Below are 10,339 nucleotides of genomic sequence, written 5' to 3' on the forward strand. Positions count from 1 at the left end.
GCTTAGATTTTAAGATAGAAGTCAAGAGAATTTAACAATTTCTTTCAAAATGGGGAACATCAATAAAGCTTTTGAAATTACCGCCCCAACGATTAAGAGTATTTAAGCTCTCCCAATAATTGCCAATATCTTGTAATTCTAGCTTTGATTGTAACCAGACGTTATTTTTAAATATATGTAAATCTATCGCACATCTTTTTAAGTGATTAGAATTCATAGTTTTACTTTTACCACTATTATAATAAATTTCTTGCTGGGCTTGTGTCCTTTCTAATTCGCCACCCCTTACAGAGTATCCATTAGAATGAAGATAATTTAAAAGTTTTTCAACATCTTTCATAAAAGCTTCTTGATGTTCGCCAAGTGTCATATTAATCCCTTTCTATCCTTTTATCTAAAGCTTTATCAATTTTTGAATATATCCAATCAGTGCCACGCCAAGTTACAAAACCAGCAAGAGCAACCGAAACTCTAATATTGTTTAAAAAGAAAAAAAATATTTCGTAACTAATCCAACATAAAAACATAGAACTTAAAAAACTAAGCAAATAAGATAAAATTTTATATTTGATTTTAGAAAAATCTTTAGTTTCAAGATTTAAAATCGACGCTATAAACCCAACAAAAAGAACTAAAATTAAATAATTATCGTCCTTGTTTAAATTGTCCATTTACACAGCCTTTTAATAAATCTTCTATTCGTATGCAGTAAATAATTAAATCTTTTAAACTTTCTGGATTTAATGGATCAAAAATAGGCTTATCTGGAATTGTTACATTACATTCTATAGGCATATAAGCTTTTTGAATAGCACCTTGTGAAGATTTTGCAGAGCAACCAACAAACAAAACAAGATAAGATAGTAAGAAAAAGAAAAATAGTTTATTTGGAATAATTGCCATTGCTAAACTCTAAAAGTAAAGTATCGTAAAATTTTAGCTTACTTAAGCAGTCGTCCGTTTTAGGTGTTTCGATCATGCTAAAACGTTTTTGTAATTTTTGACTTAAAATATTGTTTTCTTTAGATATTTTTTCACTATCTATTTTTAATTGCTCAATTTTTAAATTTTGATTGTCAATAATTAAAAAAGCGTTTTCAGTGTTTTGTTTTTCAATTGCTAAATTAGTTTTTAATGTAATAGTTTCAGCGGTAAGATCTTTAATATCATCTTTTAACATAGAGATATAAAGAAATAAAGCAAGATAGATAAAAGCGTGGATAAATAGCCCCCTACCAAATAGGGAGCTTAAATTTAACATTGAAAACACTATTTTACTTTTCTAGCACTAATAACGTAAATTTCATCAAACTTAACGCCATTAAATTTTTTACCAGCTAAAGCGGTTTTGATCTGGTCTTCATCGATACTAGGCTTAGTATAAAAACTAAAAGTAGTTTTATTGCCAGCCGCATTTTTACCAGTAATAGTATATTCAATAACGCTTGCTTCGCTTGAATTACCTTGCTCATTAGCACGAGAAAGTATTACATAAGTTCCCTCAAGAGCATTATCACAAAATGCTTTAGCTTCAGCACCACCGCACGGCAAAGCAAAGCCATAAGTTCTATTATTTATTGTATTTTTAACTAAACATTTAGACATCTCTTACTCCTTAAAGTCTATCAAATTTCAAAGTTACATAATCGCATTTAACAGCAGTATCATAATTTGCATCTAATTTGCCAGTAAAATCAGAAAGAAAATTTTGGAACATATAACTTTGTTTAACGTGCGGGATAGTTACCATAGTAGAAATTCTACCAGTCGCAGTTTTAGCACCAACGATCACATTTTTACGATTAAGTGGATCAGGTGTTGAAGTTAAAGCAGTGCCACCATCGCCAAAGACTGAATAACTTTCAACTTTGCCAGCCAAAAGCGGAAGTAAAGCATCTTCATCACTACCACTAGAAAAAGTAAGACTTTTTGCATAAAGTCCATCTATTGTTTGTCTTAACATTTTTTTATCCTTTCTTTTGTCATTCGACTTTTTTTAAATTTGCTTGTTTTTGTTAAAACGTTTTAAACAAGAGAATATTAAGCAAAAAAGAGAAAGTTAAATAATTAAGGTTATATTAAGGACGCTTCAGCACGCTCAAAACGCTTTCGCGTTTTTCGTCCGCGTAGTGTTTGCGTGGCGATAGCTAGCAAAAAGACATAATTATAAGTTTTAAGATATTCGAGCAATCGCAGAAACTATCGCCACAACGCAAACAAAAAACAACTAAAGAAGATAAAAGATCGAGAAAGAAAATAAGATAATAAAAAAGAATAAACTAAAAGGGAAGAAAAGAAAACACGGCACACACCGCAGAGCGGTGGGGTGCCGTGTTTGAGAGGGGGGACAAGAACGAAAAAAAGAATTAAAGCAACTTACGCAAAATTTCGCTAGGTAGTTCAGGACGTAGAAAAAGAGAACTAAATTCAACAAACCAAACCAAAACGGCAATAACAATCAACCAGCCAACAATCCACCAAAAAAAATCAGAAAATGAATCAAACTTAGGGAACATAAAAAACCCACCATAAAATAAAATAATACAGATTATAAAGACAAATTATTAAATTTTTACTTATCCATAAAGAGTGAACAAGAAACACCCTTTACAGCAAGTCCGCCTACTTCTAAATGTGTTTTAATTAAAGCAGATATTTCAGCTTCGTTTTTAGTCTTTTTTACGTTATGAATTAAAATTTGCTTGCACATACGATTTTTATTAGATACAAAAGCTTTAAATTGCTTATTGTAATTGAAGTCATCAGACGGAAAATTAGTTTTTTGAGTTTCAAACTCGACTTTATAAATATACTTAATTTCAGCAGTAGAAACAGCATCTAAAAAAGCAATTAGATCGGAAACACTTTTGGCTTCAAGTGTTGAAGTGATAACCCTATTGCCTTGCTGTTGTGTAATTTTGTAGATAGGCATAATACTCCTTTTTTGAAAATCGGTAAACTGATAAATAGCTATGTTGTAAATTAAAGTTAGTTACATCGCTATAAAATTGAGAATAAAAAGAAGATAGAGAATTTTCAAATATATTAATAAAATCAGAAAATTCATAAACAAAAGATTTATTAACAAAACTAGAAAAAATAGAAAAAAGATTAAAAGCTTCAGTATGAATACCAGTATAGTCACAATTCAAAAGACCAAGACGAAGATCACTTCTAAAAAAGGGGCTAGAAGACGAATAACAAGAAAAAGCCGAAAAAGATAGACGGCTGGTATATTTTGCATAATTAAAAGATGCAGGAACACAAAAATAAAAATAATCAGATCGATCACTAAAAGAAAAGAATAAATTACTATCAAAATAAGAAGAAATTTCAGAAGAGCTAGGCAAATCCATAATATTGATCTTACCAGATGGAGTTAAAAAATCAGTGCCTACCCTATATTCATAATCGTCAGCATCATCGCTATTATAATGCATATGTAAAGGGACATTAGCCTTTTTAATGCTAGAATTAGTATAAGCAGAAAAATAAAAGCCAAGACCAAAAAGAGAAGAAATACTCTTATCACGAATACAACTATTACCAGAAAAACCGCAATCAAAAAGCGCATCTTTCTTATCATATTTTTCATCAATACTAGCATTTAAATTTTCAGTATTAGAACGAAAAAATAATACTCTCTCAATATAAAAAGTAAAATCTTTTTTCTTATTACAGCAACCACACAGTAAAGAAACCATTATTCTTTACCTACAAGATCGTGGCAAAGAATTTTTAAAAGACGATTTGTTTCATCCAAAGATGCTAAACCGCTTTTATCATCTTTTTTATCTTTTAAATTGTCAGTTAATATTTTTTCAATACGAGCAAGACAAGCACCAATACTATCAAATTTTTTCATTTCTTCTTCAAAAGCTTTTTCACAATCAAGAGCCATTTTTCTTAACCTTTCCGTTAAAATATCCTAAACCATTCATCATAGTAATAAACATCTCACTAAGCCCCAAAACGTTACCAGCATCATCAGTAACAAACATAAAATCAGCAACGTGATTTAAAGCGTCAATATCAATCTTATCACTGCCAGTTATACGTCTAAGAATTTCTTTATCTTGCGGAGTAAAGCGAGAGCTAAAAAGCTTAAAAAGTAGTGTTTGATTTATATTATCAACCTTTGCTTTTGCATAGTTAAATTCTTGATTTTTAGTTTCTAAAATATGCTGACGTTGATTAATAACAGTATTGACATTTTGGAGTGCTGAACTATTAGAATTATTAGCGTTAATTACTTGATTACCACATTCGACCAACACTTTAGCAACACCAACACGATCAGAAAAATTACCAGTTAAAAAACCAAGCATCCTATTAAGTTTAGTGCCTTTTATATTACTAAGCTTATTTTTAGCGTATTTACCTAAAGGAGATAGTAAAGCTACAACACCAGCATAAACAACACTCATAATCTTATCAACGACTTTTTCTTGTAGCTGAATATATTTGACTAAAGCAGCACTAAACATAATAGTAATACCGCTATTTATTGCATCTTTTAAAATGCCGTCATCCATACCACTTTTTTTAAGCCTACTTAAAACTTCATCATAAGCAACGCTATAGGTCAAGTCTTCAAACATTTCGTGAATACCAAGCTTTAAAATTTTTCCAGCTTCAGAACTTTTATCAGCCATTATTTTAAATCCTTAAGTAAAGTTTTACTAGGTAATTCAGTATCAAATAAATCTTTAAAGTTTGGGATAGGAATATCAAATAAATTTAAAGCATCACTATCTAATTCAAAATTATTTTCATCAGTTAAAACACGAGTTTGAACAGCTTGACGAGATAAAGCAATAGCACGTGGCGAAGTAGTTGCAACAATATTGCCATCAAGGTCTTTAATTGCAACATCAGTTTTATCAAAATCAGCTTTTTCTTTATAAATTTCAAGCGTTTTAGTTGAATTATCACTAAGTATTTTTTGGTTTTCAGCATAAGAAGCTGGGAAAGAAATTTCAACTGGCTTATTAATAGCTAAAGAAGCGTTTAAATTATTATCGACAGCAACGCTGGCTTTGAGTTTAACACCAGCCAAACCATCTTTCATAGCTTGCGAATACTCTTTTGAATTAACAACAAGCTTTTCTAAATTTTGATTATATACTTTTTGATTTTCGCCAATAGTTGAGATATATTTAGAAATTTCACTATTAATTTTTTCTTGAGATTTTAACACTTCTTTAAAATCTACACCAGTAGAAACAGCGGAATTAGTGCCAGTATTTGACGAAGCATTATCGTATATACGATCGCCAGTATAAGGATTATAAAGCGTTTTAGTAGTAGGATCAACCCAATATCCAGTTTTTCTATCAAATGTAACACGCCCTTGAATTTCTGGAGATTGATTATATAAGTTATCTTTTTTAGCGCTAGCTTGTTTATCAAAAGCATTATTTTTCACAGCTCCTAAAACAGCTAAATTTAAAGACATAAGCTTTAATATATGATTTTGCTGATCTAAAACACCAAGTAAAGTTAAGGGGACACTACTAGACTTATCGTTATCAGATGGCTTAGGTAAATTATCTTCTTTAGGTTTTTCTTTTTCTTTTTGTGCATCTATTGCTTTAGCTTCACGTTGTTTAGCATAATATTCACTAAGCTCTTTTATATTTTTATCAACATCGACACTTTCTTTTTTATTAAAAAAACTATTATAAACATTTTTTAATCCCCAAATACCAAGAGCAGTTATATCAGTAACGGGGTTATCTTTTAAATCAAAATTAGCACCAGCACCAATAGCACCAGCAACCCCACCAGCTTTTAAAGCACTATTAACTTGACTAACTTTACTAATAGCTTGAGTAATACCAGAATACATTATTAAAAATCCCTTTCTTTATAAATAAATAGGTGGCTCATTACTTTCGGATTTAGCTTGCTTTTCAACAGCTTCATTGCGTAATCTTGAAAATAAACTAAATAAATCTTCTTCACCAGAATATTCAAAAATTTGTTTAACAACATCAGATAAATCAAGAGAATTAACAGCAGAACTCTTAAAAATATAAGCATATAAAGCAATCACATATTTATAAAATGTTTTATCAAACTTAAATGGTCTAACTAATCCAGCTGGAACAAAAATTCGGCGAACGCTAAAAACACCGAGTTTTACTAATTCATAATCAAGGCAAAAAACATCATAAAAAAGAATAAATTTATTAAGACCAAGTTGTAATAAAGAGCAACCTAAAACATAAAAAGGCAAGCTAAAATCTTTAATTTGAACGATTTGACCTTTAGAAAAAGCTCCTAAAGTAATATCACTTTGTATAGTTGAAAATGGCAAATCAAGAAGAGCAGAAGAAAAAATATTAGCTAGATTAAAATCAGAAGAGAGAAGCTTATGCCCCTTTGGTATATCTTTCTTTTCAATTTCAACGTAAAGACCAGAGATAGCAAAACGTATATCAGAAACATCTAAAGGATTTAAAATACAATCACAAATAAAAAATTCATCATCGCCACCATAAACCAAAAAATCAAACAATTTAACGAAAATTTGATTAGAATAAATGTCTTTAAGATATATCGGATCACTAGCATTACAACGATGAATAGTTTTAATATCATCTAAAGAATAATTACAAGGCTGATACTGACTAAGACTATTTATTAAAGAACCACTATCACTTAAAGAGAAAGCACCTAAATTTTTAATAATATTTAACATTTTATAACCCTTTTTTAAAATAAATCTAATCTAGGCTGTTTAACAGCAAAAATATATTTACGACCATTTCGCAAAGAATAACCTTTGCTATCTAATAGCTTTTTCAAATTTGTTTGAATAAAAAGAATATTTAATTCATCAAGAGCCGAGTAAAAAGCCTTTCTACTACCAATAACAATATCAGCCCAAATAAAACCAAGCTTTTTGGCGTAAAGCCTTTTAACGATAGGACATTTAATATCAATACAAATAACATCCTTGCCACTATCTAATAATTCACACACCAAAAGACCATAAGCATTTAATTTTTGCATTGAAACCCCTTTAAAGCATTCGTTATAGGATGAATATAATCATCATTTCTTATTTTGCTAATGGCAACAAAAAAATCATTTAAAGAAGCGTTAAAAACATCAAAAAGGGGATTATCTATATCTAAATTCTGATTTTTTATAGTTTTTTCATTTTTCAAAAAATTGCCGGCAAGCTTCGATAAGCCGTATTCGTGAAGAGTTAAGCCATCATTTTCAAGATCTTTAAGTGTTTCAGTAAAAACATATAAAAAATTCTCACCACTAACACCCAAATTAGTATAAACAGCACTCACAAAGGCTTTTAAAGCCATTTTTGCTTTTTTAATATCCTTTGACTGAATAAGATCGTGCATAGTAAGAGCTTTAAATTTATCATCGCCCCAAGGCAAGAGCATATCCCAAAATTTAAGCCTATTATCATCAAAATCGCATCTTTGATAAATTTTTCTTGCACTATCACTTTGAATAGTGCCAGCAGTTAAACGATTAATTTCATCATCAGTTAGATCATACCATTTACAAATACTAAGCCCTTGCGACCAAAAAGCTCCCAAATGATTAAAAATATAAGCAATTTCATCACTTTCATTAATAGGGATTAATCTTTTTATTGAAGATCGTCCGAACTCCGCTTCGTGTCTAAATACAAACATATCAACAGCAGGATTAAAGCCATTTATTTCCCATTTTGTGAAAATTAAAGTTGAAATATTTTTGCTTTGAACTTGTTTTATCTTGTCATAAACCCTAAACATGTGTGGATTTTTTCCAAAGCTTACACCTTCAAAGCGAGTAAAACGCATAAAATTATTGACATTAATTTCAGTTATATCATTAAAAACTGGTGAATTTTCATCAATTATTAAATCATCGTCATCTTTTTTATATTGATCTGAATAGTTAGAAACTCTTTTTAAACTTCTAAATTGTAAAAAATCTTGTGGAGTATATTTTATGCCAGTTACATCAGTTGCAAGATCGAGCCTTAAAACACTTATTTTAAAATGCTCTTTAAATATATCACTTAAAAATTTTTTTACAAGCTCATAGGCTCTAACGTGTCCATATTTAAGTAAAAATATGCTTCTAAATTGAATTTTTAAATGATATAGCCCTTTTGGCTTAAATTTAGTATCTGAAATGGTACAAAATATATCATCGTTTGAAAAATATCCAAAATATTGACCTAAGCCTTTACTTGATACTTTAAAATTTCCGTAATCAAAGCCCAAATCATCCAAAATATACTTTTCGCCAAATGTACGTAAATTTTGTGCTTGTTGTTTTAGCGTAGCGATCTTGCGAATAAAGCTTGAAAAAGTTGTATTAAAAAATTTTTCATCAATACAATTTACGCCGATAACTAAAGTATCGATGCCTTGATGAAGTATTTTAAATCTATCGTCTTTATATATCATTTTTTTAAACCTTTAATAAAACCCAGCTTGTCCCGCCTAACCTTGCTGATAGTCTAGGCACGGGGCTAAGGTTTAGCCCCTATTTTTCAAGCATTCGAGCCATTTTTAAGTGCTTCAAGTTTTAGCATTGCCGTGACAAAACTATCAATCGCAGGGACAAATTTATTAAAAACAATAACTGGAGTTGAATTATAAGCGTCCTTATAAATCCTATATTCGATCTTACCACTAGCGATATAAACTTCGTCATCTTTTAGATCAAGGTATTGCTCTTGCGTTATCCTTGTTGTATGCTCACCACCGCTATTTAAAGCGACAAAAGTCAGAACATAGCTATCATCCCACTTTTCAAACTCTCCAAGCTCATTTACAATGGGGTTGTTATCTTTATCTAGCTTTTGCTTACCATCGATCTTTTTAGTCTTTAAGACTTTAATCTTTTGCTCGAAACAATCTAAATTTTGGTTGAGAGATTGATAAATTTCTCTATAAAGATTTTCGCTTGTACTGTCCATTAATGGAGCTGTTGCATTTTTTGCCATTGTTTTATCCTTTTTGAAAAAATTTGATTTTTTATTAAATATCTATTACTAATAATTTGAGAAAGATAAGCTTTGCTAATCTTTAAATGATCGCATATATCAGCCCTTGTTAAAGAATTTTTAGATGATAGGATTTCAAGAACTGAAAAGATTAGCTTATAATGGATTTTTCTCATTAAATAGCCTTTATTTCTGGATTAAATGGGAATAAGCTTTTTAAATAACGAACTATCGCACACATAACAGCAACAATAGCAGTCATCTTCTTTTTGCCGTTAGCTAATAAACGCTCATAACGTGCCTTAAATTTAGCGTTAAAACGAATGGCACATAATGCAGTCATAAATAGAATACGCCTTATATTAGAATTGCCCATTTTGTTTATCTTTTGGCTTTTATGAACACTTGAACCACTTTGAAAAATTCTAGGACTAAGACCAATAAAACTTATAAATTGTTTTTCAGATTTATCCCTATTAAAATGCAGTTGTGGAAATAAATTTAAAGCGAGATCAATGCCAAAGCCTTTGTTTTCTTTAATGATCTCTTCGGTTTCTGGAATAGCTTTTTTAACAAGGTCAAAAGCCAGTTTTTGAAGCATAGCTTGAAGTTTTGCAATCTCTTTTATAAGATTTGCGATAACATTATCAATTACTTTATTATTTAAAGTTTTTTGAGAACTTTTAAAATTTTTAAGTTGAGTATTTATTTTTTGGAGCAAATTTAAGGTTGAATTGTAACTTTTTATCTCTAAATACTCGGCATTATACTTATCAGGGGCGATCTCGCTTTTAAAAGTCCTAGCATAAACAGCCAAGCCATAACTATCGCTTGTATCAGTTTTTATAGTGCTAAGATGCTTTAAAAATAAAGATGATTTATAGGGGTTTGTAACACAATATCTAATACCTAAATCAGATAAAGCCCTTTGAAGTGCCAAATGATAATTTGAAGTTGCTTCAAAAACAACTAAAATTTCATCATTTTTAAAACTATCAAAATAAACTTTGATAAGCTCATAGTTATTAGGCAATGTTTCAAATTTAGCTTTCTCACTCGTGATAGAAGTTAAAAAACAAACGTCGATTTTATCTTTAGAAACATCAACACCACAAAAAAATGCTTTTTTCATTTTTGATACTCCTGAATAAAATTTAGGTTATGTTTCTTTCTTGTATTCAGTGTCAAAGCACTAAGATTTTTAATCGAAACATTAACCCATAAGCCCTAAATCTAAGCTACAGTGTAAAAGATCACTTAATTTAAAAGCAGGGACTTATGGAAATTTTATAAAATCAAGAGAGAAAAACGAAACAAGACAAGTAAATTCTCTCTGATTTTATGGAAGTATCATACAAA

Annotated in this window: 16 protein-coding genes; all 16 read right to left on the minus strand. The window is 29.9% G+C overall.

Going from position 1 to position 10,339, the window contains the following annotated elements; translation table 11 throughout:
• Nucleotides 1–31: 31 nt before the first annotated feature.
• Nucleotides 32–370 carry a M15 family metallopeptidase gene (locus tag CVT13_RS10010; protein ID WP_107812467.1) on the minus strand — a complete coding sequence of 113 codons (339 nt, stop codon included), beginning with the start codon at nt 368–370 and terminating at the stop codon, nt 32–34.
• Between the two features lies 1 nt (nt 371).
• Nucleotides 372–671 (minus strand): hypothetical protein, encoded by a 300-nt coding sequence (locus CVT13_RS10015; RefSeq protein ID WP_072594645.1) that lies wholly within the window; start codon nt 669–671, stop codon nt 372–374.
• Nucleotides 646–903 carry a hypothetical protein gene (locus CVT13_RS10020; protein ID WP_107695690.1) on the minus strand — a complete coding sequence of 86 codons (258 nt, stop codon included), beginning with the start codon at nt 901–903 and terminating at the stop codon, nt 646–648. The genes CVT13_RS10015 and CVT13_RS10020 overlap by 26 nt, the downstream gene beginning before the upstream one ends.
• On the minus strand, nt 884–1,261 hold the full coding sequence (locus CVT13_RS10025; protein WP_159071123.1) for a hypothetical protein: 378 nt from the start codon (nt 1,259–1,261) through the stop codon (nt 884–886). The genes CVT13_RS10020 and CVT13_RS10025 overlap by 20 nt, the downstream gene beginning before the upstream one ends.
• An 8-nt stretch (nt 1,262–1,269) precedes the next feature.
• On the minus strand, nt 1,270–1,605 hold the full coding sequence (locus CVT13_RS10030; RefSeq protein WP_107812469.1) for a hypothetical protein: 336 nt from the start codon (nt 1,603–1,605) through the stop codon (nt 1,270–1,272).
• 10 nt (nt 1,606–1,615) lie between these two features.
• Nucleotides 1,616–1,963: a hypothetical protein gene (locus CVT13_RS10035; RefSeq protein WP_087586097.1), complete on the minus strand. Its 348-nt coding sequence runs from the start codon at nt 1,961–1,963 to the stop codon at nt 1,616–1,618.
• 609 nt (nt 1,964–2,572) lie between these two features.
• On the minus strand, nt 2,573–2,932 hold the full coding sequence (locus CVT13_RS10040; RefSeq protein WP_072594639.1) for a hypothetical protein: 360 nt from the start codon (nt 2,930–2,932) through the stop codon (nt 2,573–2,575).
• The gene (locus CVT13_RS10045; protein WP_107812470.1) at nt 2,895–3,704 is read right to left on the minus strand and encodes a hypothetical protein; all 810 of its coding nucleotides are present in this window, start codon (nt 3,702–3,704) and stop codon (nt 2,895–2,897) included. Before CVT13_RS10045 ends, CVT13_RS10040 begins: the two co-directional genes overlap by 38 nt.
• Complete coding sequence (locus CVT13_RS10050; RefSeq protein WP_085658457.1) at nt 3,704–3,901, minus strand: hypothetical protein; 198 nt, start codon at nt 3,899–3,901, stop codon at nt 3,704–3,706. Before CVT13_RS10050 ends, CVT13_RS10045 begins: the two co-directional genes overlap by 1 nt.
• A complete protein-coding gene (locus tag CVT13_RS10055; RefSeq protein WP_107812471.1) occupies nt 3,891–4,655 on the minus strand; it encodes a hypothetical protein in 765 nt (254 codons plus the stop codon). The genes CVT13_RS10050 and CVT13_RS10055 overlap by 11 nt, the downstream gene beginning before the upstream one ends.
• Complete coding sequence (locus CVT13_RS10060; protein ID WP_107812472.1) at nt 4,655–5,851, minus strand: hypothetical protein; 1,197 nt, start codon at nt 5,849–5,851, stop codon at nt 4,655–4,657. The genes CVT13_RS10055 and CVT13_RS10060 overlap by 1 nt, the downstream gene beginning before the upstream one ends.
• Nucleotides 5,852–5,869: 18 nt before the next feature.
• Nucleotides 5,870–6,706, minus strand: a complete 837-nt coding sequence (locus CVT13_RS10065; RefSeq protein ID WP_107697873.1) for a hypothetical protein — start codon at nt 6,704–6,706, stop codon at nt 5,870–5,872.
• Nucleotides 6,707–6,720: 14 nt separating this feature from the next.
• Entirely contained in the window at nt 6,721–7,020 is a 300-nt protein-coding gene (locus CVT13_RS10070) for a hypothetical protein (protein ID WP_072594633.1), read from the minus strand.
• A complete protein-coding gene (locus CVT13_RS10075; RefSeq protein ID WP_234412012.1) occupies nt 7,008–8,261 on the minus strand; it encodes a hypothetical protein in 1,254 nt (417 codons plus the stop codon). The genes CVT13_RS10070 and CVT13_RS10075 overlap by 13 nt, the downstream gene beginning before the upstream one ends.
• Before the next feature lie 263 nt (nt 8,262–8,524).
• On the minus strand, nt 8,525–8,980 hold the full coding sequence (locus tag CVT13_RS10080; protein ID WP_072594631.1) for a hypothetical protein: 456 nt from the start codon (nt 8,978–8,980) through the stop codon (nt 8,525–8,527).
• Between the two features lie 175 nt (nt 8,981–9,155).
• Nucleotides 9,156–10,112, minus strand: coding sequence for a transposase (locus tag CVT13_RS10090; RefSeq protein ID WP_107812474.1), 957 nt, complete (start codon nt 10,110–10,112; stop codon nt 9,156–9,158).
• Nucleotides 10,113–10,339: the final 227 nt, after the last annotated feature.

The sequence above is a fragment of the Campylobacter concisus genome (assembly GCF_003049085.1).
In the GTDB taxonomy this organism is placed as follows: domain Bacteria; phylum Campylobacterota; class Campylobacteria; order Campylobacterales; family Campylobacteraceae; genus Campylobacter_A; species Campylobacter_A concisus_H.